Source organism: Neorhizobium sp. P12A (assembly GCF_008365395.1).
Lineage (GTDB): Bacteria > Pseudomonadota > Alphaproteobacteria > Rhizobiales > Rhizobiaceae > Rhizobium.
This window is the reverse complement of record NZ_QOVX01000001.1, coordinates 899,297-920,625: the sequence shown is the minus strand read 5'-3', so window position 1 is coordinate 920,625 and position 21,329 is coordinate 899,297. Positions and strand designations below refer to the sequence as shown.

General features: G+C 58.7%; 19 protein-coding genes and 1 tRNA gene. 16 read left to right on the top strand and 4 right to left on the bottom strand.

What is annotated here, in order from left to right; translation table 11 throughout:
• The first annotated feature begins 118 nt into the window (after nt 1-118).
• The 7 genes from ftsH to serA all read left to right on the top strand — a co-directional run bounded on the left by ftsH (nt 119) and on the right by serA (nt 9,274).
• Nucleotides 119-2,062, top strand: coding sequence for an ATP-dependent zinc metalloprotease FtsH (gene ftsH, locus DTW90_RS04380; RefSeq protein WP_132518364.1), 1,944 nt, complete (start codon nt 119-121; stop codon nt 2,060-2,062).
• A 222-nt stretch (nt 2,063-2,284) separates the two neighbouring features.
• Nucleotides 2,285-3,637 (top strand): phosphoglucosamine mutase, encoded by a 1,353-nt coding sequence (gene glmM / locus DTW90_RS04375; protein ID WP_132518366.1) that lies wholly within the window; start codon nt 2,285-2,287, stop codon nt 3,635-3,637.
• Between the two features lie 212 nt (nt 3,638-3,849).
• A complete protein-coding gene (locus tag DTW90_RS04370) occupies nt 3,850-4,698 on the top strand; it encodes an outer membrane protein (RefSeq protein WP_132518368.1) in 849 nt (282 codons plus the stop codon).
• A 202-nt stretch (nt 4,699-4,900) separates the two neighbouring features.
• Complete coding sequence (locus DTW90_RS04365) at nt 4,901-5,194, top strand: KTSC domain-containing protein (RefSeq protein ID WP_165927753.1); 294 nt, start codon at nt 4,901-4,903, stop codon at nt 5,192-5,194.
• A gap of 203 nt (nt 5,195-5,397) precedes the next feature.
• Nucleotides 5,398-6,231, top strand: coding sequence for a P44/Msp2 family outer membrane protein (locus DTW90_RS04360; protein WP_149336637.1), 834 nt, complete (start codon nt 5,398-5,400; stop codon nt 6,229-6,231).
• Nucleotides 6,232-6,412: 181 nt separating this feature from the next.
• Complete coding sequence (locus tag DTW90_RS04355) at nt 6,413-7,594, top strand: phosphoserine transaminase (RefSeq protein ID WP_132518374.1); 1,182 nt, start codon at nt 6,413-6,415, stop codon at nt 7,592-7,594.
• Nucleotides 7,595-7,678: 84 nt separating this feature from the next.
• Entirely contained in the window at nt 7,679-9,274 is a 1,596-nt protein-coding gene (gene serA, locus DTW90_RS04350) for a phosphoglycerate dehydrogenase (RefSeq protein WP_149336635.1), read from the top strand.
• A 63-nt stretch (nt 9,275-9,337) separates the two neighbouring features.
• Here the strand turns inward: serA and DTW90_RS04345 are convergent, their stop codons facing one another.
• On the bottom strand, nt 9,338-10,261 hold the full coding sequence (locus DTW90_RS04345; protein WP_149336633.1) for a LysR substrate-binding domain-containing protein: 924 nt from the start codon (nt 10,259-10,261) through the stop codon (nt 9,338-9,340).
• A 392-nt stretch (nt 10,262-10,653) separates the two neighbouring features.
• Between DTW90_RS04345 and DTW90_RS36985 the strand changes: the two genes are divergently transcribed.
• The 5 genes from DTW90_RS36985 (at nt 10,654) to DTW90_RS04325 (ending at nt 14,261) form a co-directional block, all read left to right on the top strand.
• Nucleotides 10,654-10,800 carry a hypothetical protein gene (locus DTW90_RS36985; protein ID WP_188079888.1) on the top strand — a complete coding sequence of 49 codons (147 nt, stop codon included), beginning with the start codon at nt 10,654-10,656 and terminating at the stop codon, nt 10,798-10,800.
• Nucleotides 10,801-10,958: 158 nt separating this feature from the next.
• On the top strand, nt 10,959-11,540 hold the full coding sequence (locus DTW90_RS04340) for a histidine phosphatase family protein (RefSeq protein WP_149336631.1): 582 nt from the start codon (nt 10,959-10,961) through the stop codon (nt 11,538-11,540).
• 131 nt (nt 11,541-11,671) lie between these two features.
• A complete protein-coding gene (locus DTW90_RS04335) occupies nt 11,672-12,088 on the top strand; it encodes a helix-turn-helix transcriptional regulator (RefSeq protein WP_149336629.1) in 417 nt (138 codons plus the stop codon).
• Between the two features lie 59 nt (nt 12,089-12,147).
• Nucleotides 12,148-14,016 (top strand): hypothetical protein, encoded by a 1,869-nt coding sequence (locus DTW90_RS04330; protein ID WP_149336628.1) that lies wholly within the window; start codon nt 12,148-12,150, stop codon nt 14,014-14,016.
• A gap of 26 nt (nt 14,017-14,042) precedes the next feature.
• A complete protein-coding gene (locus DTW90_RS04325) occupies nt 14,043-14,261 on the top strand; it encodes a hypothetical protein (RefSeq protein ID WP_149336626.1) in 219 nt (72 codons plus the stop codon).
• Nucleotides 14,262-14,320: 59 nt separating this feature from the next.
• On the opposite strand, the gene DTW90_RS04320 is transcribed toward DTW90_RS04325, so the two are convergent.
• Nucleotides 14,321-14,719, bottom strand: a complete 399-nt coding sequence (locus tag DTW90_RS04320) for a hypothetical protein (RefSeq protein ID WP_149336624.1) — start codon at nt 14,717-14,719, stop codon at nt 14,321-14,323.
• 151 nt (nt 14,720-14,870) lie between these two features.
• Between DTW90_RS04320 and mnmA the strand changes: the two genes are divergently transcribed.
• Together mnmA and DTW90_RS04310 are read left to right on the top strand one after the other, a co-directional pair.
• Complete coding sequence (gene mnmA, locus DTW90_RS04315; RefSeq protein WP_149336622.1) at nt 14,871-16,070, top strand: tRNA 2-thiouridine(34) synthase MnmA; 1,200 nt, start codon at nt 14,871-14,873, stop codon at nt 16,068-16,070.
• A 130-nt stretch (nt 16,071-16,200) separates the two neighbouring features.
• Nucleotides 16,201-16,277, top strand: a tRNA-Met gene (locus tag DTW90_RS04310).
• Between the two features lie 676 nt (nt 16,278-16,953).
• On the opposite strand, the gene DTW90_RS04305 is transcribed toward DTW90_RS04310, so the two are convergent.
• Nucleotides 16,954-17,475 (bottom strand): DUF992 domain-containing protein, encoded by a 522-nt coding sequence (locus DTW90_RS04305; RefSeq protein WP_132518390.1) that lies wholly within the window; start codon nt 17,473-17,475, stop codon nt 16,954-16,956.
• 258 nt (nt 17,476-17,733) lie between these two features.
• Here DTW90_RS04305 and DTW90_RS04300 point away from each other — a divergent pair, with 258 nt between their 5' ends.
• Nucleotides 17,734-18,978 (top strand): adenylate/guanylate cyclase domain-containing protein, encoded by a 1,245-nt coding sequence (locus DTW90_RS04300; RefSeq protein WP_149337038.1) that lies wholly within the window; start codon nt 17,734-17,736, stop codon nt 18,976-18,978.
• Between the two features lie 7 nt (nt 18,979-18,985).
• Here the strand turns inward: DTW90_RS04300 and DTW90_RS04295 are convergent, their stop codons facing one another.
• Entirely contained in the window at nt 18,986-19,687 is a 702-nt protein-coding gene (locus DTW90_RS04295) for a TetR/AcrR family transcriptional regulator C-terminal domain-containing protein (protein ID WP_149336620.1), read from the bottom strand.
• A 195-nt stretch (nt 19,688-19,882) separates the two neighbouring features.
• Between DTW90_RS04295 and DTW90_RS04290 the strand changes: the two genes are divergently transcribed.
• On the top strand, nt 19,883-21,103 hold the full coding sequence (locus tag DTW90_RS04290) for a multidrug effflux MFS transporter (RefSeq protein WP_132518396.1): 1,221 nt from the start codon (nt 19,883-19,885) through the stop codon (nt 21,101-21,103).
• Nucleotides 21,104-21,329: the final 226 nt, after the last annotated feature.

Sequence of the window (21,329 nt, the reverse complement as noted above, 5' to 3'; positions counted from 1 at the left end):
TGACGGAAAACGCATCCGACAGTGTGGATTGCCTTGGCAATGGCACAGCGTAATCCTATGTTAGAGGCCAAGTATAGCAGCCGTCAAAAGGCGGGCTGTGTCAGTGCTGGGGAGTTCAATGAACCCTAATTTTCGTAATTTCGCTCTGTGGGCAATCATAGCCTTGCTGTTGATTGCCCTTTTCAGCATGTTCCAGACTGCGCCCGCGCAGACGGGGTCCCGGGAAATTCCTTACTCGCAGTTCCTGCGGGAAGTTGATTCCGGCCGCGTTCGCGACGTGACGGTGACGGGCAACCGCCTTGTCGGGAGCTATGTTGAAAACGGAACGACCTTCCAAACCTATGCTCCAGTCGTGGACGAAACTCTGCTCGATCGGCTGCAGACCAAGAATGTCACGATTGTCGGCCGTCCCGAATCCGACGGCTCTTCGAGCTTCCTGAGCTATCTCGGTACGCTGCTGCCGATGCTCTTGATCCTCGGCGTCTGGCTGTTCTTCATGCGGCAGATGCAAGGCGGATCGCGAGGGGCAATGGGCTTCGGCAAATCCAAGGCCAAGCTTCTGACGGAAGCGCATGGCCGCGTCACCTTTGAAGACGTCGCCGGTGTTGATGAAGCCAAGCAGGATCTCGAGGAAATCGTCGAATTCCTGCGTGACCCACAGAAGTTCCAGCGTCTCGGCGGCCGCATTCCGCGCGGCGTCCTGCTCGTCGGCCCTCCCGGCACCGGTAAGACGTTGCTTGCTCGCGCGATCGCCGGTGAAGCAAACGTGCCGTTCTTCACCATTTCCGGTTCCGACTTCGTCGAAATGTTCGTCGGCGTCGGTGCAAGCCGTGTACGCGACATGTTCGAGCAGGCGAAGAAGAATGCGCCCTGCATCATCTTCATCGACGAAATCGACGCCGTCGGTCGCCATCGTGGCGCCGGTCTTGGCGGTGGCAACGACGAGCGCGAACAGACGCTCAACCAGTTGCTGGTCGAGATGGACGGCTTTGAGGCCAATGAAGGCATCATCCTGATCGCTGCGACAAACCGTCCTGACGTTCTCGATCCGGCGCTGCTGCGTCCGGGCCGCTTCGACCGCCAGGTCGTCGTGCCGAATCCCGACATCGTCGGCCGCGAACGTATCCTGAAGGTGCATGCCCGCAATGTTCCACTGGCTCCGAATGTCGATCTGAAGACGCTTGCCCGCGGTACGCCCGGCTTCTCCGGTGCCGACCTGATGAACCTCGTCAACGAAGCTGCCCTGATGGCCGCCCGCCGCAACAAGCGTGTCGTCACCATGGCCGAGTTCGAAGACGCCAAGGACAAGATCATGATGGGCGCCGAGCGCCGTTCTTCGGCCATGACCGAGGCGGAAAAGAAGCTCACGGCCTATCACGAAGCCGGTCACGCGATCACGGCGCTCAACGTCGCCGTCGCCGATCCGCTGCACAAGGCAACGATCATTCCGCGCGGCCGTGCACTCGGCATGGTCATGCAGCTCCCCGAGGGCGATCGCTACTCGATGAGCTACCTGTGGATGATTTCGCGCCTATGCATCATGATGGGCGGCCGCGTTGCGGAAGAACTGACCTTCGGCAAGGAGAACATCACCTCGGGTGCGTCCTCCGACATCGAGCAGGCAACCAAGCTTGCCCGCGCGATGGTCACGCAATGGGGCTTCTCCGACGAACTGGGTCAGGTCGCCTATGGCGAGAACCAGCAGGAAGTATTCCTCGGGCATTCGGTTTCGCAGACCAAGAATGTTTCGGAATCCACGGCACAGAAGATCGACACCGAAGTGCGCCGCCTGATCGACCAGGCCTACCAGCAGGCGAGGGACATCCTCACTGAAAAGCACGACGAATTCGTCGCGCTGGCCGAGGGTCTGCTGGAGTACGAGACGCTGAGCGGCGAAGAGATCAAGGCGCTCATTCGTGGCGAAAAGCCGTCGCGCGATCTCGGCGACGACACGCCTCCGAGCCGCGGCTCTGCGGTTCCGAAGACGGGCGCCAAGAAGGACGGTCCTGTCGGCGCCAAGGGCGAAGAGCCGGAAGGCGGCTTCGAACCGCAGCCGCATTGACCGCGGTATTCGGTTGATAATTAAGGGGCCGGCTCTCGTTTTTCGGGAGCCGGCCTTTTTTGTCGGTAACAGGATATGATAGGCTTTCTCTGTAAGTGACGTGATAGGGCCCCCGTTTTATGGCATGAGCCTCATGATTTGAGGTCTCTACGCTTAGTTGATTTGAGACGTGTGTGGGGATGCGTGGCCCTCATCGGGCACGCTTTAATCGCGGGAGTTTGCATGAAACGCAGTTATTTTGGAACGGACGGTATCCGGGGCCAATCCAATACTTTTCCGATGACGCCCGATCTGGCCATGCGGGTCGGGATCGCGGTCGGGACCATTTTCCGACGTGGCAGCCATCGTCACAGGGTCGTCATCGGCAAGGACACACGTTTGTCCGGCTACATGCTGGAAAATGCCATGGTTGCCGGGTTCACGGCAGCCGGCGTCGACGCTTTCGTTCTCGGCCCGATCCCGACTCCTGCCGTCGCGATGCTGACGCGGTCACTCCGCGCCGATATCGGGGTTATGATCTCGGCCTCGCACAATCCTTACGAAGACAATGGCATCAAGCTTTTCGGCCCTGACGGCTACAAGCTCTCGGACGATCTCGAACAGCAGATCGAGGAGCTTCTGGAGAAGGACATCTATTCGCAATTGGCAAAGGCCGATGACATCGGTCGGGCCAAGCGTATCGACGGCGTGCATGATCGTTATATCGAGCATGCGAAGCGCACGCTTCCACGGGACGTCACGCTTCAGGGGCTGAGGATCGCCATCGACTGCGCCAATGGCGCCGCCTACAAGGTCGCGCCCGCTGCGCTCTGGGAGCTTGGCGCGGATGTCGTGACCATCGGCAACGAGCCGAACGGCATGAACATCAACCTCAATTGCGGTTCGACCAGCCCGACGGCACTTCAGAAGAAGGTCGATGAAGTGCGGGCCGATATCGGTATTGCGTTGGATGGAGATGCCGACCGTGTCGTCATCGTCGACGAGAATGGCACCATCATCGATGGCGATCAGCTGATGGCTGTCATTGCCGAAACCTGGGCCGACAATCAGATCCTGCGCGGCAACGGCATCGTTGCGACTGTTATGTCCAATCTCGGCCTGGAGAGGTTTCTCGGCGGCAAGGGGCTGGAGCTCGCCCGCACGAAGGTCGGCGACCGCTATGTTGTCGAGCACATGCGCCAGCATGATTTCAACGTCGGCGGCGAGCAGTCTGGCCACATCGTGCTGTCAGACTATGGCACGACGGGAGACGGGCTTGTTGCCGCGCTGCAGATTCTTGCCTGCGCCAAGCGTTTGGACAAGCCGGTCAGCGAGATCTGCCGTCGGTTCGAGCCGGTGCCGCAGCTTCTGCGCAATGTGCGCATCTCCGGAGGAAAGCCCCTGGAGGACAACCAGGTGCGGCAGGCGATTGCCGATGCGGAAAGCGAACTTTCGCGAAACGGCAGGCTGGTGATCCGGCCTTCGGGTACGGAGCCCTTGATCCGCGTCATGGCGGAGGGGGATGACCGCAGCCAGATCGAACGTATCGTCAATGACCTTATAGGCGTGATCGCAAACGTTCGCACCGCTGCCTGAGCATCCATCCACTCCTTTTTTGAAACAGCCGGCGTGTTCAACGCCGGCTGTGTTGTTTTTATACTCATAGTTGAATGCTTCGTGGTCTGATTTTCCGAAGAACAAGGTAAATAGTCGTAGTTAAGCGGGTTTTAACTTTTCCAATTCATTATCCATGGCATGTGTCAGGCTGCTTCGTCCGGCCGATGACGACGAATTGGGAGTCCCAAGCCATGATGAAAAGATTGATCGGAACGGTTGTTGCAACGCTTCTAACCACATCCGCATTTGCTGCGGATCTCTACACGCCCGAGCCGGCGCCGCAGGCCGCCCCGCCTGTCGTCAGCCAGTCGAGCGGATGGTATCTGCGCGGCGATGTCGGCTATGCCTTTACGGATCTGCGCGGGGCAAACTATTTCCAGGGGTCCAACAGCAACCTCGTTGATTTCAGCAGCTCCAGTCTCGACGACAACTTCACGCTCGGCGGCGGTGTCGGTTACCAGATCAACAACTACCTGCGCGCCGACTTGACGATGGACTATCTGTTCAGCTCGGATTTCAACGGCTCGACCCATGGTGACTGCGGCGCTTGCGGACCTGGATTTACCTCGGTGGCGGCAACCTCGCATGACGTGGCTTCGATGACGGCCTTCAGCTTGCTGGCCAACGCCTATGTCGACCTCGGCACGTACGGCGCCTTCACGCCTTATCTCGGCGGCGGTCTCGGTGGTACCTACGTCAAGTGGGACAATCTGCACAACACGTCCTGCGCCGACGATGATTCCTCGTCTTGCGATGGCACGGTTAGCCATAACGGCCGCGGCAGCTGGCGGTTCACCTACGCTCTGATGGCCGGTACCGCGATCGACCTGACCTGCAATCTCAAGGCCGATGTGGGCTATCGCTTCCGCCATATCGAAGGCGGCGACATGTTCGGCTACGCCGAGAATGGCGGTCCGGGCTACGACAAGGGCATCAACATCCACGAGGCTCGCCTGGGTGCTCGCTACACCTTCGGCGGTTGCGAGACGGCAACCTACATGCCGCCGGCCGATATCCCGCCGGCCCCGGTCTACAAGTAATATCCCGATTTCCTGCCTTGGTGCCCCGAAAGCCGCTCGATCCGTCGGGCGGTTTTTTCTTGTCCGACTGCGATCCACCTGATCCCGGCGGGCCGATTGGGTCATTTCAGTTTTGGCGGTGGAAACCCCCGATATGGAGGGTGCAAAGGCTGCCATCCTTGGCTTATTATGCCTCATATCCCTCGGGACAATTGGGTGGGAAATGCGTGTTCAATCCTTCAGCTTGAGCGCTATCCGGTCGGCTGCCTACGAGGCGGATACCGAGACCCTGACCATCTATTGGCACAATGGCCGCAAATCCTCGCATTATCTGGTTCCCGAATGGGTCGCGGTAAAGATTTTTTCCCTTGCCGATCCCTATTCCTTTTATCTCAATCATATCAGGGACACGTACCCCGCCACTCAGCTGTCATGGCGATCGCTCTTCAAGCGACGGAGAGATAGCGTCGCTCAATCCGAGATCGAAGCCTGGGAGAGAGAGATGTCGGCGGGGTGATCTCCCTGGTGTCTCGTCAAATTGATCCGGCTTGAACACAACTTCCTAAACGCCAGCATCGCCCTTTTAAACGTTCGTTAACCATGAATTCCTTATGGTTAATGAAACGACAATGGCGCGACATCCGTCATCCCTAGGGGATCGAGATGCGAGCCACGCAGGATTGAAATGCGGGGCGACCCGCGGGTGAGAAGGGCAGTTCGATGATCCGTTTCAAGGCGCTGGCCGTCGGAACCGCGATGGCGGCTACGCTGGCCGGGACGGTTTTCGCCGGTGATCTGCCGCCCGAGGTCAAGATGCAGGAAGTCACCGTCAAGGACGCGCAGGGCTTCTACGTCCGCGGCGATGTCGGCTATGCCGTCAATGCCGATCATCACGGCGTCGGCTTCCGAGACTATGATTCGGCGACCGGCGACTACAACAGCGGCAGCTTCGATTCGGCTCGCTTCGATGGTGGAGATTTCACCGGCAGCCTTGGCGTCGGCTACCAGTTCAACGACCTTGTTCGCGCCGATATCACCGGCGATCTCTTCAGCGGTGATTTCAAGGGCAAATTTTCGAGCGACGAGCCATGCGCCGGCGGTGGCGCCGGCACGGGCTGCGGCTACAAGGGTTCCTCCTCCTACACCGCCGGAAGCCTGTTGCTGAACGGCTATGTCGATCTCGGCACGCTTGCCGGCTTCACACCCTATGTCGGCGCTGGCCTCGGGGCCACGCGGGTGGATTGGAACAGCGTCAACGCCACGGCCTCCTGCATCGATGGCAGCGCGGGTTGCGGGGGGGCAGGGTCTTCCGCCAGCCGCTATCCTGGCCAGGCTGACTGGCGCTTTACCTATGCGCTCATGGCCGGCGTCTCCTACGATCTTGCCCAAAACGTCAAGATCGATCTCGGCTACCGCTTCTCCCATGTGGCAGGCGGGGACATGTTCGGCTATTCCGGCGCTGATTCGGCGGCGGGTGCCTCAGGGGCCATGGGACGTGACGGTTCATTGTCGCGTCATGAAATCCGTATCGGCCTGCGCGTGACTACCTGGTAGTCACGTAACCACCTGGTAGTTTTGCGCATTTCCCCTCGCATCCGCGACCTTGCGACGCAAACACGCCAAAAATTAATCCGCCTGCGACACTTCCATCTTGACCGCGTGCGCGGCCTCCTATACCCACGGCGGCGGGACACCTCTCCCCAACGAGAGGCTAATTACCTGGAAGGGTATACATATGGCCGCTGCCACCGCAAAGCCGGACGTACGTCCGGAGAACACCCATTTTTCTTCTGGCCCCTGCTCGAAGCGCCCTGGTTGGTCGCTCGAAGCTCTTTCCGACGCGGCCCTTGGCCGTTCGCACCGCGCGAAAGTCGGCAAAGCCAAGCTCAAGCAGGCCATTGATCTCACTCGCGAAATTCTGGAAGTGCCGGCGGATTACCGCATCGGTATCGTTCCTGCGTCCGATACCGGCGCTGTCGAGATGGCGCTCTGGTCGCTGCTCGGCGAGCGCGGCGTCGACATGGTCGCCTGGGAAAGCTTCGGTGCCGGCTGGGTCACCGACGTCGTCAAGCAGCTGAAGCTCAAGGACGTCCGCAAGATCGAAGCGGGCTATGGCGAGCTTCCGGATCTCTCTACCATCGATTTCGACCGCGACGTGGTCTTTACGTGGAACGGCACGACCTCGGGCGTCCGCGTTCCGAACGGCGATTTTATTCCTGATGACCGCAAGGGCCTGACGATCTGCGACGCGACGTCTGCAGCCTTCGCCCAGAACCTCGATTTCGCCAAGCTCGATGTCGTTACCTTCTCCTGGCAGAAGGTTCTCGGCGGCGAGGGCGCGCACGGCATCATCATCCTGTCGCCGCGCGCTGTCGAACGCCTGACGACCTACGCACCGGCCTGGCCGTTGCCGAAGATCTTCCGCATGACGTCTGGCGGCAAGCTGATTGAAGGCATCTTCACCGGCGAGACGATCAACACGCCTTCGATGCTTTGCGTCGAGGACTATATCGATGCTCTCCTCTGGGCAAAGCAGCTCGGCGGCCTCAAGGCGCTCGTCGCCCGTGCCGATGCCAACACCAAGGCGATCGCCGATTTCGTCGCCGCCAACGACTGGATCGCCAACCTGGCCGTCAAGCCGGAAATCGAATCCAACACCTCGGTCTGCCTGAAGATCGTCGACAAGGACGTGGCCGCTCTCGATGAAGCCGGTCAGGCGGATTTTGCCAAGGGTCTCGTCGCTCTCCTCGAAAAGGAAGGCGTCGCCTATGACATCGGCGCCTACCGCGACGCGCCGTCCGGTCTTCGCATCTGGGCCGGCGCCACGATCGAGACTGCAGACATGCAGAAGCTGATGCCGTGGCTCGACTGGGCTTTCAAAACCCAGAAGGCGACGCTGTCCCAGGCCGCTGCCTGACGTGATCGCATAGGCTCCGCCAGAAGGGCGGAGCCCCGCATCTCCATTCGATTCATCGCTGAACACTTTTGAAGGAAGCCCCCAATGGCACCTCGCGTTCTCGTATCCGACGAACTGTCGGAAACCGCCGTCCAGATCTTCCGCGATCGCGGGGTCGAAGTCGATTTCCAGCCGCAGCTCGGCAAGGACAAGGACAAGCTTTTCGAAGTCATCGGCAATTATGATGGTCTTGCCATCCGCTCTGCCACGAAGGTGACGGAAAAGATCATCGAAGCCGCCAAGAACCTCAAGGTCGTCGGCCGCGCCGGCATCGGCGTCGACAATGTCGACATCCCGGCCGCTTCCAAGCGCGGCATCATCGTGATGAACACGCCCTTCGGCAATTCGATCACGACAGCCGAACACGCGATCGCGCTGATGTTCGCCGTCGCCCGCCAGCTTCCGGCTGCCGACGTCTCGACGCAGGCCGGCAAGTGGGAAAAGTCGAAGTTCATGGGTGTCGAAATCACCGGCAAGACGCTCGGCGTCATCGGCGCCGGCAATATCGGCTCCATCGTCTGCGCCCGCGCTATCGGTCTGAAGATGCATGTCGTCGCCTACGACCCGTTCCTGTCCAAGGAGCGCGCTGAAGAGATGGGCGTCACCAAGGTCGAGCTCGACGAGTTGCTGGCCCAGGCCGATTTCATCACGCTGCATGTTCCGATGACGGACAAGACGCGCGGCATCCTCAACAGAGAAGCGCTGGCAAAGACGAAGCCGGGAGTGCGCATCATCAACTGCGCCCGCGGTGGTCTCGTCGACGAGCAGGCGCTTGCCGATGCCATCAAGGCCGGACATGTCGCCGGTGCCGCCTTCGACGTCTTCGAAGTCGAGCCTGCCAAGGAAAGCCCGCTCTTCGGCTTGCCGAACGTCGTCTGCACGCCTCATCTTGGCGCGTCGACCACGGAAGCCCAGGAAAATGTCGCCCTGCAGGTTGCCGAACAGATGGCAGATTACCTCGTGAAAGGTGCTGTTTCGAACGCCATCAACATGCCGTCGATTACGGCCGAGGAAGCGCCGATCCTGAAGCCCTTCATCAAGCTCGCAGACGTGCTCGGCGCCTTCGTCGGCCAGGTCACCGACGAGCCGATCAAGGAAATCGAGATCCTCTATGACGGTGTCACTGCCGGCATGAACACCAAGGCGCTGACCTCGGCGTTGCTGGCCGGCCTCATCCGCAGCCAGGTCGCCGACGTGAACATGGTTTCGGCGCCGATCATGATCAAGGAAAAGGGCATCGTTCTCGCCGAGGTCAAGCGCGACAAGACCGGCGTCTATGACGGCTACATCAAGCTGACGGTCACGACCGAAAGCATGACGCGCTCGGTTGCCGGCACCGTCTTCTCCGATGGCAAGCCGCGCTTCATCCAGATCAAGGGCATCAATCTCGACGCCGATGTCGGCAACCACATGGTCTATGTCACCAACACCGACGTCCCCGGCATGATCGGCTTCATCGGCACGACGCTCGGTTCAGCCAACGTCAACATCGCGAACTTCCAGCTCGGCCGCGACAAGCAGGGCGGCGACGCCATCGCTCTGCTTTATGTCGATGCGCCTGTCAGCGATGAAGTTCTGGCCAAGCTGACCGCCAATGCGGCTATCCGCCAGGCAAAGCCGCTGACCTTCAACGTCGATTGATTTCTCCTCCCAAGGGAAACATGCGAACCCGGCGTGGCGAAAGCTGCGCCGGGTTTTTCTTGTCTATGACGCGGTGATGGTCCGCTGGGCGATCAGCCAGTTGCGAAACAGCGCTATGACAGGGCGCTTCAGCGCATTTGCAGGATAGATTAGCGTGTAGTTCAGCGATGCCGGCTGGATTTCGGTGAAGCAGCGGGCGAGGCTGCCTTTCTGCAGGTCGTCTGCCACAAGAGACGTGCGGACGAGCGCAAATCCGGCGCCCTGTCGGCAGGCCTGCAGCATCTCCTCGAGAGAATCGAAGTCGGGGCCATCCGCAACGGCTTTGGCGATATCGAACGAAGCGAGTTCCTCATTCTCCCCCGTGGTCACCTGCTCATACCAACGCTGCCAATCCAGCAAGGCATGGCGCATGCCCGCAAACCTGAGCAGGGGCGCCGAGGCAATCGCGCCGCGCGGGGGAAGCCGTCCGAGATATTCCGGGGCGCAAACGACAAATTCCTCCTCGGCGAAGAGCGGTTCTCCCACCAGGCCGGGGGTCTCCGGTCCCAGACTGATTGCAAGATCGATATCCTGCTGGCCGAAGTCCGGGCGCCGGTAGGTCACGGTCAGATTGAGGACGACCTCAGGATATCGCTGACAGAAATCCTTGAGGCGCTGACCCAGCCAGCCGCTGGAGAATTCCGGGGTGACAGACAGTGTCAACGTTTGGCTGCTGATATTCGAACGCGCCTGATGGAGCGCACGCTCCAGTTGGTCGATTGCCTGCGACACGGCGGGATGGAGAGAGGCCCCCAGTGGCGTAAGGGTGGCGCCTCTGCGGCCGCGAACCAGAAGCGCGCCGCCGATCCACTCCTCGAGCTGGGCTATCTGATGGCTGACGGCCGTTTGGGTGAGACCCACACGCTCGGCGGCCCGACCAAAACCACCGGTGTCGGCAATGGCGCAGAAAGCCTTCAAAGCGGCGATGGGTGGCAGCGGCCTTGGCATGAAAATCCTTCATGTCTAGAAAGGAAAGCTTCATTATAAGAGCTATGAAATTGGATGCATAGCTGTTCTTTCATCGGGAGCAGGACGATTTCCATGAAAGAATATTATATCTACTGGTGGAGATTTCGATGGCGATGGGGGAGTGTTTTTCGTCTGTTCTTCCGAAGGCCGCCAGAGGTTTCGCGCCAATCCACGGAGGAGGTCAGTGCTCATCTCAGGCGCGATTTCGGACTTGAAGATCCGTCTGGGGTGTAGGGAGCATCTCTCAACGATCGATGAAGCGAAGCTTTTGCTTCACTCGCCCAGCACTGAATGCATCAGCGGCCCCGTTCAGCCTGATGTCAGTCTCGATCTCTAAGTTGTGAAAGCGACAGTCATGGGAGGCGGACGGATTGGCGATCAGGCAGATGATATATGGAGCCGTGTTCGTCGCGGGTCTGATGGCAGCAGTCATGACCATTCCCATGGTGAATAGGACATCACCCGATGTCATCACCAATGGTGTCTCGCCGCTTGCTTCGCTCGCGGCCTCTCACTGAGCGGCAGAGGCCGAACAATCTACGCCGATCCGATCTGGCCTTTAAGCCAGTGCCCTGATTGTGCATGACAGCAGTCAGCTCTCGACAGCCAACCTTTCGAATGCGATGAAGGGATAGCGGCGCTTGCAAGTGCCATCCGCGATCGAAAGGTGGGTCAGATGAGCAGCGCGTTTCCCGAAATCTATCTCGTGCGTCATGGCGAAACGGAATGGAGCCGATCCGGCAAACATACCGGTCGCAGCGACATACCTCTGACGCAAGCCGGGGAGGAAGCTGCCCGGAAGGTCGGCGACCGTCTGCAGGGGCTTTCCTTTTCCGTCGTCTGGTCGAGCCCTTCCCAGCGGGCATCAAGTACTTGCGCGCTTGCCGGCTTCGGCGCGAGCCGCATCGTCAAGGATGATTTGGCTGAATGGGACTACGGCGCCTATGAGGGCGTGACCACAAAGGAAATTCTCGCCGAACGACCCGGCTGGCAGATTTTTCGCGACGGTTGCCCGCGGGGCGAGATGGCGGCGGATGTCGGTGCGCGCGCAGACCGGATCATCGGTGACTTCAGACGGACCGAAGGCACGATCCTGGTGTTTTCAAGCGCACATTTTCTGCGCGTGCTTGCCGCACGCTGGTTGGGCCTGCCTCCGGAAGGCGGCGCGTATTTTGCGCTCGATACCGCCAGCATCAGCGTTCTCGGCTATGAGCACGATCTCACGGAGCCGGTTGTCCGCAGGTGGAACCAGAAGTAAACGGAGCCAGCGGTAAGCGTTTCTCAGCAACCATGGTTCCGGTCGATCGCCAGCGTGTCTTTCTACGTGAATTTACTTGGCAACCATACGCAGAGGTTGCATATCCGCATCGGATACAGCAGAGTGCATCCATGGCCGCCCAGGACGTGAACGATATGGCGTCTGATTCGATCAACAGATTTATTGGATCCCGCGTAAGGGCACGTCGCCTAACTCTGGGGATTGAAGCCGCAACGTTTGCCGGGGATCTAGGCCTTGCAATTCGGGACCTGGAGGAATTTGAAATAGGTGCCAAGCCGATCGGCGCTGCTCTGCTTCAGAGGATCGGGAAAATACTTCTTGTTCCTGCCATGTATTTTTTTCAGCAAGAACCGGAGCAGCCTTTGACGTTGAATGGGGTCTACGAGCCCGATCGTGAGCCTGACGTTCCACCGCAAGGGTTGAACCTGGGAAACGCAATGCACAAGATAACGGATCCCGATCTTCGTGAGCAGCTCATGTTGGTCGTTCAAGCCTTGGTCCAGGCACGCCCAAGATATCGTTCCTGATCGGTGGACAATGATGCAACCGATCGCGCAATCTTGCATGAATACCGAAAGGTGAGGGCATGACACAGCCCGAATTCAAACTCGTAACACTTGGTCGGTTGCGGCTTGTTGATGGAGCCGGAAATACCGTTTCCTTCCCGGAAAAGGGGCTGCTCATTCTTGCGCATGCGTGCCTGAAGAATTGGGAGCGGAAATCGCGGACGGAAATCGCTCGCCAGTTTTGGGCGGATGTCGATCAGGCCCAGGCCTCTGCGAACTTAAGAAAAACCGTAAGCCGCATCAGCGACCGGCAGGCGCAGCTCGATTTCCGGCCTTTCGAATTTGACAGTCGCTCGGTCGCAGTTTCGCAGTCCGCGTTCCGGCACGATATAGACGAACTGACGTCTGTAGAGGGTGTTTCGCCGCTCGATCACTTTCTCAAGTTGGCCGGGTTGCTTCAGGAAGAGTTTCTTTCAGATGTCAGGGCTCACGATGAGACGCTGAACGGCTGGATCGAAGATCGCCGCAATGAATGTTTTGCCATGCTGCGCGAAGCCTTTCTGGGGGCTGCGGAAGCTGTTCCCGAGGCGCATAGGTCGGTTTTCAAGACGGTCGCCATGCGGCTTCTCGACCGGGATTCCGGAGACGAGACCGTTCGCGCGGCAATAACGTCGATCTATGACTATCAAGGTTACGGGCAGGAGGAACGGGGTCTCGACGTCAGGGGATTGCAGGCTGGGCGCCGGCTTCCTGCCGAGGCTGCTGCAGCCGCAATTCAGCTCGAGGGCGAAACCAGGCGGCCCCCGAGGATGGTTCTCCTTCCGCCGAAAATCAGCGGCAACAGCGCCGACGCCTATGGTGCAGCGCTTGTGGAAGATGTGACGATCGGCCTGTGTGCGTTACGATCGGTTTCGGTGCTTGCGCCTTATACGGCCGCGCAGATTGCAGGCCGCGCGAACAAATCCCAAAGCTATGAGCGACATAGCATCAGCTACGTGCTCGAGACGCGGATAACCGATGAGGCTCAGGGGCATACGCTTTTCGCCCAATTGATATTCTTCGGGAACGACGAAATCGTGTGGGCGGATCGTTTCAATATAGCCGAAGCGGGCCTCATCCACTCGCGCAGGGAACTTGCGGGCAAGATAGCGTCGGCGATTTCGAGACAGGTCGAGAGAAATGAGCTGCAGCGTCTTTTCTTCGAAGAGAATGCTGCAGCCTACAAGCATTTCCTGATCGGGCAGCAGACGTTGACGTTCCTCGACCTTGCCCGCGTTCGCCGCGCACGTGGGCATTTTCGCGAGGCACTGAAGGAGCAGTCCAGCTTTGCGCCGGCCTTGAGCGGCCTGGCGCGGAGTTTCTTCTTCGAATGGCTTCTGACTGCTCGTGGCGACAGCGAACTTCTGTCGCTGGCGGAACGGCATGCCAATGACGCCATCACCGCAAACTCCTCGTTGGCGCCGGGATATCGTGAACTCGGCGTGGTGAAGCTTTACCAGCGGCAATATGACGAGAGCATCGCGTTCCTCAGCACTGCGGAAAAGCTGAGCCCCAACCATGCCAATATTCTGGCGAGCCATGCCGACACGCTGGTGCAGGCATCCCAACCGGGTGAGGGGCTGGAGAAGATCAAGGCGGCCCTGGATCTCAATCCGCTCGCGCCTGATGAATATTTCTGGACTGCCGCCGGAGCGAGCTATTCGCTGGAAAAATACGAGGAAGCGCTCGGCTATATCGACCAAATGAAAGATAAGCTTCCGGCAGACCGCCTTGCGGCGGCGAGTTGGGGCATGCTCGGCAACGCAAAAAAAGCAAAACAGTTTGTAGCGAGTACCTTCGAGGTTCATCCAGACTTTAGTTTGGAGAAATGGATGTCAATTGTGCCATTCAAAGAAGATTGGCAGAAGGCGCATTACCTCGAAGGCCTGAAAAGTGCGGGCTTCAAGTAAATCCAGTTAAATCAAAGGAGATAATCATGGCGAATGTTGTCGTATTCGGAATTGAAGGCGAAAGCGACCTCTGGATCGCTGATTTGAGTGCTGGCACGGTGTCGAAAATCGGCAAGCCCACGCAGGGCGAGCTGGCGACCGTCGACAAGCTGCGCGCGGCAGGAACCACCATCGTGAAGGGCGTCAACCTGGCGGTTACCGCACAGTCCAGCGCTTCCGTCGCCGGCGGTTTCATGGACGGCTGATCGAGCCGCGTTAGATACCAAGATTGATGGCGAGGCTGCCTCGCCATCAGTTCAGCCTATCAGTTTGGGATGTGGTCGTTCTGCGGAGCGAGAGCAATGTCCGGCCTGGCCTGCTCGCCGATTTCGTCCAACAGGGCGACCAGGGCTATGTTCAGGGATTCAGCGACTTTTTCGAAGCCGATCTCTTCGGCACTATCGCGGGCAGAGGCTACAAGTCTAGCAAGAGCAGCAAGTTCCTGCTCTCGTTCATTGGGATGCGACGTCATCTCGGGTATTTCACTCACAATTTTCAAATCAATTCTTTCACTATAGCTGCCTCCGTCTCTTCTGTGCGTAACATCGGCGTTACACCTCCCGTTATTATTGGTGTTAGCGCTATCCAAGGACAGGTTCTTCGTGATGGTCAGTTGCCCGGGCTGCCGTGAAAGTGCGTCGTGACGGCCAACCCTTGCGCGCAAGGGCAATCCTTTCTATATCCGTCAGGAAATAGTCCGGCGGCTGGTCATCTCCCGACGGCTGGCAGCATGAAATCCGCCGCATTTGCATGACACTCGACGGATCGACATTATCAATTGAACACTGTGACGAAAGCATCGACGGTAGGTGGCCGTGAACACGCTCGATTTTGACAAGAAGCCGGAAGATACCCGCGTCGTGGTCGCCATGTCGGGGGGCGTCGATTCATCCGTCGTTGCCGGTATTCTGAAACGGCAAGGCTATGACGTGCTCGGCATCACGCTGCAGCTCTATGATCACGGGGCGGCCGTCCATCGCGCCGGCTCCTGCTGCGCAGGGCAGGACATAGACGATGCGCGCCGCGTCTGCGAGACGCTCGGCATTCCGCATTATGTGCTCGATTACGAGAAGCGTTTCCGCGACACAGTCATCAATCCCTTCATGGAAAGCTATGTTGCCGGCGAGACGCCGATCCCGTGCGTGTCCTGCAATCAGACCGTAAAATTTGCCGATCTGCTGGCGACGGCGAAGGAGCTCGGCGCCGATGCCTTGGCAACCGGCCATTACATCCGGTCGCGCGCCAATCCTTCGTCCGACAATCCCGGTCGCCGTGCACTCTATCGCCCGGCCGATGCCGATCGCGACCAGAGCTATTTTCTCTTCGCAACGACGCAGGAGCAGATCGACTATCTACGTTTCCCGCTCGGCGGACTGCCCAAGTCTGAGACACGCAAGCTGGCCGAAGAGATGGGCCTCGTCGTTGCCAAGAAGGCGGACAGTCAGGACATTTGCTTTGTGCCGCAGGGCAAATATTCCGACATCATCACCAAGCTGAAGCCGAATGCGGCGCTCGCCGGCGAGATCGTTCATCTCGATGGCCGCGTGCTCGGAAGCCACGAGGGCATATTGCACTACACGATCGGCCAACGTCGCGGTATCGGCATCGCAACCGGGGAGCCGCTCTATGTGGTCTATCTCGACGCCCGTTCGCGCCGCGTCATCGTCGGGCCGAAAGAGGCGCTGGAGACCCACCGTGTCTATCTGCGCGATGTGAATTGGCTGGGCGACGAGCCGCTCTCGGTCGCTGCTTCCGGTGAGGGGTTCGCCTGCTATGCCAAGGTGCGCTCGACCCGCGCGCCTGCGCCTGCCGTTCTGCATGCCGACGAGACCGGCATCTATGTCGACCTGACGGTCGGCGAGGCCGGTGTGGCGCCTGGACAGGCCTGCGCGCTTTATTCCGCGCCCGGTGACGATGCCCGTGTCTACGGCGGCGGCTTCATCGAACGTTCGGAGCGCGAACCTGCGGCCGAAGCTTCGCTCAAGGCCCTCCTTTGCCAGCCGGTTGCTGCATAAAATTCTTTGGAAAAGGCCGGGCTTTAACGCGGCCTTTTTCTCTATGACATGCTTGACACAAAGGCGAGACGCCCTTTATAAGCCGCTCATTCGACGGGCCGGGCGCTTTGCAAACGGCATTGTTGTTCATGGCTGGGTAGCTCAGTTGGTGAGAGCGCAGGATTCATAACCCTGAGGTCGGCGGTTCAATTCCGCCCCCCGCTACCATTCAAGCTTAAAATTGTTGAATGAATTCCTTGCCTTGCGAGCGTAAGGCTTGTGGTCTCTGTTTAGCGCCGTCCTTAGGCTACGGGTTGGCCACATTCGCTGTGTAGTTTGAAACCATGCGCCTCCAGATTTATATCATCGTGGTTCTCCTCAGCGCCATAATGTGGGTCCTGTCTTTTCATGCCACGCCGGACGGGTATCGCCATGCCTGGCGCGCCGGATTGATGCCGGATCTGCATATCAAGCATCATATCCATCGCGTGCTTTGACCCACCCCTAGTCCGGTAGCAGCATCGTGATTCAACGATCCTAAAAAGAGCTGCCAAGGCATTTGCAAAATAATCGATAGCAGGCTACCATTCGCACAACTACTGAATGTGAGGAATGGGGTAACACACATACGCCCGCCCGTATGGCAATGACGATGCTCGTGGCTAAGAACCTCCGTCCCATTCCCTGCGTCGTCAGGAACATAGCGGACAAGCACGTAAGGCGGACGAAATTTTACCAATCTATTGGTTCAGCTGGGCTGCTGAATAGCCCCGCGGCGCTGATCAGCATCAGCCTTCGATAATCTTGAAAGAAAAATAAGGTCGCCAAAACGGCTACCGGGAAAAGCCGCGACGACAATGACGGCGTCGCGGCCAAATAATAATAGAAATAACCCGAACCGCTATCAGCCTTCCGGCGTCAGCGTCATCGAGGTGCCGGTTGCCGCGACATTGAGGCCGAGCTGACCGGTTACGCTGATGGTCTGAAGATGGATCGAGCCCTCGGTTCCTCCGAAGAGGATGTTGGTGCCGACGCCTGCTGCAACGGTGGCCTCAGCGGTAGCGCCCTGATAGAGGCCGGCCAGCGAGCCATGGTGATAGCCCGATGTCGGCGCGAACACAGCCCAGATCAACCGTCCGCGCGTCGTGAAGCCGAGGTCGACACCGAATTTGCGAATGCTTCCGGAATAATGATCGACACGGTCACCGCCGAAGCTCGAATGAAATGTGCAGTCGACGGTTTTCGAGGAACCGAGAAGGTAGCCCACGCCGGGGCCGATCAAGCAGTCGAGGTATCCGATCTTTACGCCGCCCTGGACATCCGTTTGTTGTGGGCGCGTCGTCACCAGGTCTGCAGAATTTGCGCTCGAGATGCAAACCTGCGTTAGGGCTGCCGCGCCAAGCAATACTGCAATGGTCTTTTTCATCGGGTTCTCCTTTAAATATGACATGTCGGATATAGAGTTCGCCTGCGGTTTACCAAGGCCATGTCTGAAGAATGCCTTAACGGAGGGTTGGGCGACGATGGGGCAATGCAAATCGAACTGTTGACCGCGCCATCCATCATCGGCATCTGTGGCGGAATTCTGAATGCAGATTTCACCACTTATCAAAGCCGGGCCAATCCCCCACATTACGCAGCAGCCACCCAATCCTATTGTCTGGACGAGAATACGGAGTGCATCATGGAACCTCTCAACGACAATACCGCTCGAGCGGCTGCCGCAGAGGACGGCGTGTGGCCGGCTCAGCGGCACAGCATTCTCGACTGGTTGATCACCGATACACGCAACGAGCGTTTCATCGACAATATCTTCGTGGAGATGTGCCGGCGGCTTTCTGAGGCCGGGGTCCCGGTCGCGCGGGCGACGCTGCATTTCAGAACGCATCATCCGCAGTGGCTCGGCGCACGCATCCTATGGCGCACCGGTTTGACGGAGGCGAAGATAACGACGTTCGGATACGGCGTCGAAACCACTCCGCAATTTCAGAACAGTCCGGTCAACGTAATCTATAGTGGATCGGAAGAGGTCCGCCAGCGTCTCGAAGGTCTCCCAAAAGATGCTGAGGTGAATTCGCTTTATCTGGAACTCAGCGAAGATGGCCTCACCGACTATGTCGCCTGGCCGATCCATCACACGTTCGGCAAGCGTCACGTGGTGACTTTTTCGAGCGACAGGCCCGGTGGCTTTGCGGAGAAGGATATCGCTTTCCTCAGGGATCTGCTGCCTGCCCTGACGCTAGTCAGCGAGATCAGGCTGAAGAATGTGATGGCGCGGACGCTGTTGCAGACATATGTCGGGCCGCATGCCAGCGAACAGATATTGGCGGGTGCTACGACACGCGGCAGCGGCGTGACGGTTGGTGCCGCGATCATGATATGTGATCTGCGCGACTTCACGTCCATTTCCGATCTCTGGCCGCGCGACGATGTGATCGAACTGCTCAACGCCTATTTCGACGCCATCTGTGACCCCATCCAAAGGCATGGCGGCGAGATATTGAAGTTCATGGGTGATGGCCTCTTGGCTATTTTTCCGCTCAGCAAGCCGACGGCCTGTGCCGATCTCCTGCAGTCCATCCGAGAAGGTCAGGCGGCGATGGCCGCTCTTAACGCTCAGAATGCCGGCAAGGGGCGTCCCGTGTTGAACTATGGCGTTGGCGTCCATGTCGGAGACGTGATGTACGGCAATATCGGCTCGAGCAAGCGGCTGGATTTCACCGTCATCGGTCCGGCCGTTAATGTCGCTTCGAGGCTGGAGACGCTGACGAAGGATATCAAGCGGCCGGTTTTGCTCTCAAAGGCTTTCACCGAAATGGCAAAATGCGAGTCCGAGCTGGAAAGCCTCGGTTCCTTCCCGCTTCGGGGATTGGGCGAGCCCGTGGATGTCTTTGCCTTGCCGGTCGGAGATGGCGCTCAGGCCGTATGATCGGCAATTACCCCGGGAGTAATTGATTCTCATTCGCTGCCGCGGTTTTGTCCGATGACCTTGTATAGGCGCGCAGGAAGGTCTGCACTGCCTTGCGAGCTGCGGTCTGGACCTGCTCGTCGCTCGGCGTTTCGCCGAAGAGGATCATCATCTGCAGATCGGCATTGACGAGTGCGAGGAATTGTCGTGCTGCAAGATCGAAATCATCGATATCAAAGTGAGCCTGGCGCGAAAGGCGCGACAGGAGTGCGGCGAGCGCCGCATCGATGCGACCCGGACCCTGCTTGCGCCAGGCCTCGAAGAGGTGCGGATAGCGCTCGCCTTCCGTCTGAACCAGGCGGCGGAGGAATTTTCCATCATGATTGCAGGAGCAGTTGCACATAAGCCCGGCGGCAAAGGCCGTCAGCTCGTTTTCGAGATCGTCCGCATTGCTGGGGAATGTTGCCAGGACAGAGAAGAGCGCGGCGTTGGCGCGATCCATGACATCCTGCACGACCGCCATGAAGAGCGTCTCTTTCTCGCGGTAGTGATTGTAGATCGTCTGTCGGGAAACGCAGGCCTCCATCGCGATCTCATCAATGCTCGCTCCGGAGAAACCTTCCCGGCAGAAGACGTCGGCGGCCGCATCCAAAATGGAGACGCGCTTGGCGAACTGGCCTCGCTGGGTATGCCCGCTTGCCTTTCGTGCCGAGGGAATTCGATCTTTCATAAGCGGAAGATAAGACGTGTTGACGTTTTAGACAATAGTGTCTAATTTTACATCTGTGTCCAAGTTTATGGACGAAGAGTACCAACGGGATGTGTGGTTCTCCCAAGTCATCGCATTTGCCCGACCAATCCATTGAAACTCCGCCAAAAGCGATGCGACGCGCTAAGCGTTGCGCCTTCTTGAAAGATCATCATCATGACGACATCCTTCTTTCGCATGGCGCTCATCCTCGGTCTGCTATCCGCCATCGGTCCTTTTGCAATCGATATGTATCTTCCGGCGTTGCCGTCGATCGGCAAGGACTTGCATGCCGAGACCAGTGTCGTGCAGCTCAGCCTCCTGTTTTTCTTCATCCCATTTGCGGTTGCGCAGCTTCTCTATGGTCCCATCTCGGACATGTGGGGACGCAAGCTGCCGCTTTACATGGGTATCGGCCTGTTTGCCGTCGCCAGCGTCGGTTGCGCGCTCGCCGACAATATCGAAACGCTGATCGCGTTCCGTTTCGTTCAAGGCATCGGCGGAGCCGCCGGCATGGTTGTTCCGCGCGCGGTCGTGCGCGATATGCACACGGGCGTTCAGGCCGCCAAGCTCATGTCACTGCTGATGCTGGTTTTCAGCATCTCGCCGATCCTCGCGCCGCTGACCGGCAGCGCCGTCATCAGCTTCTATGGCTGGCGTGGTGTGTTCTGGGCAGTGACGATCGCCGCCGCCATCGGGCTCGTTCTCCTCTCGACCCAGCTTGAGGAGACGCGGACGAAGGCCGATCGCCATGGAAGCAATCTCGGCAGCGCCATGAGGGCCTATGGAATGCTGTTGAAGGACGGTCATTTCCTCGCGATGACATTCATCGGCGGCTTCGGGCTTTCCGGATTTCTGGTCTATCTGGCGAATTCGTCCTTCGTGCTGATCGAGCATTACGGCCTGACGCCGACGGAATACAGCTTCGCGTTCTCGATCAATGCCGTATCCTTCTTCGCCGTCTCGCAGCTGACCGGCTGGCTTGGCCACAGGTTCGGCCTCGTCCGCGTCATGCGGATCGCGGTGATCGCTTTCGCCGTTGCGATGGTGGCACTGGTCATCGTGATGAGCGCAGGGCTCAATCAGTTGCCTGTCATGGCCGCCTTCCTGTTCGTCGGCTTCGGCTGCCTCGGGTTGGTTATCCCGACGACCGGGGTGCTTGCGCTGGAGGATCACGGCGCGATTGCCGGCACGGCGTCGGCATTGATGGGAACGCTGCAATTCGTGGCGGCCGCCGTCGCGATGACTATCTCCGGCCTCTTTTTCGATGGGACGGCACTACCGATGGTGATCGGCATCGCACTCTGCGCGCTGATTGCCTTCGGGCTGGCGCAGGCAACGTCAAGTCGGCGGCACGCTGCTATCAACATCGAGGCCGAAGCACCGGCTGCGGAGTAGCCTTTGCTCCCCTAACTATGAAAAGGCCCGGCTGTCGTCCGGGCCTTTTGTGTGAGGGTCGTCACACAGAAACTTCCGCCCATCGCTGATTTCTGCAATGCGGGGAGAGCTTATTTTTTCTGGTTATAGTTGCCGTACGAAGAACCCCGTAGACTGGCAGGCCGATATTTATCTAATTGATATTAGCGGATTTCTCTATTTGTGAAGGTTGCGTGACGTGATCTTT

Bases quoted from the DNA above. Each gene is read 5' to 3' on its own strand.
- DTW90_RS04290 (WP_132518396.1), top strand. From the start codon at position 19,883: ATGACGACATCCTTCTTTCGCATGGCGCTCATCCTCGGTCTGCTATCC.
- DTW90_RS04295 (WP_149336620.1), bottom strand. From the start codon at position 19,687: ATGAAAGATCGAATTCCCTCGGCACGAAAGGCAAGCGGGCATACCCAG.
- DTW90_RS04300 (WP_149337038.1), top strand. From the start codon at position 17,734: ATGGAACCTCTCAACGACAATACCGCTCGAGCGGCTGCCGCAGAGGAC.
- DTW90_RS04345 (WP_149336633.1), bottom strand. From the start codon at position 10,261: ATGCCAAGGCCGCTGCCACCCATCGCCGCTTTGAAGGCTTTCTGCGCC.
- DTW90_RS04370 (WP_132518368.1), top strand. From the start codon at position 3,850: ATGATGAAAAGATTGATCGGAACGGTTGTTGCAACGCTTCTAACCACA.
- DTW90_RS04365 (WP_165927753.1), top strand. From the start codon at position 4,901: ATGCGTGTTCAATCCTTCAGCTTGAGCGCTATCCGGTCGGCTGCCTAC.
- DTW90_RS04360 (WP_149336637.1), top strand. From the start codon at position 5,398: ATGATCCGTTTCAAGGCGCTGGCCGTCGGAACCGCGATGGCGGCTACG.
- DTW90_RS04330 (WP_149336628.1), top strand. From the start codon at position 12,148: ATGACACAGCCCGAATTCAAACTCGTAACACTTGGTCGGTTGCGGCTT.
- ftsH (WP_132518364.1), top strand. From the start codon at position 119: ATGAACCCTAATTTTCGTAATTTCGCTCTGTGGGCAATCATAGCCTTG.
- DTW90_RS04335 (WP_149336629.1), top strand. From the start codon at position 11,672: ATGGCCGCCCAGGACGTGAACGATATGGCGTCTGATTCGATCAACAGA.
- DTW90_RS04355 (WP_132518374.1), top strand. From the start codon at position 6,413: ATGGCCGCTGCCACCGCAAAGCCGGACGTACGTCCGGAGAACACCCAT.
- glmM (WP_132518366.1), top strand. From the start codon at position 2,285: ATGAAACGCAGTTATTTTGGAACGGACGGTATCCGGGGCCAATCCAAT.
- DTW90_RS04325 (WP_149336626.1), top strand. From the start codon at position 14,043: ATGGCGAATGTTGTCGTATTCGGAATTGAAGGCGAAAGCGACCTCTGG.
- DTW90_RS04305 (WP_132518390.1), bottom strand. From the start codon at position 17,475: ATGAAAAAGACCATTGCAGTATTGCTTGGCGCGGCAGCCCTAACGCAG.
- DTW90_RS04340 (WP_149336631.1), top strand. From the start codon at position 10,959: ATGAGCAGCGCGTTTCCCGAAATCTATCTCGTGCGTCATGGCGAAACG.
- serA (WP_149336635.1), top strand. From the start codon at position 7,679: ATGGCACCTCGCGTTCTCGTATCCGACGAACTGTCGGAAACCGCCGTC.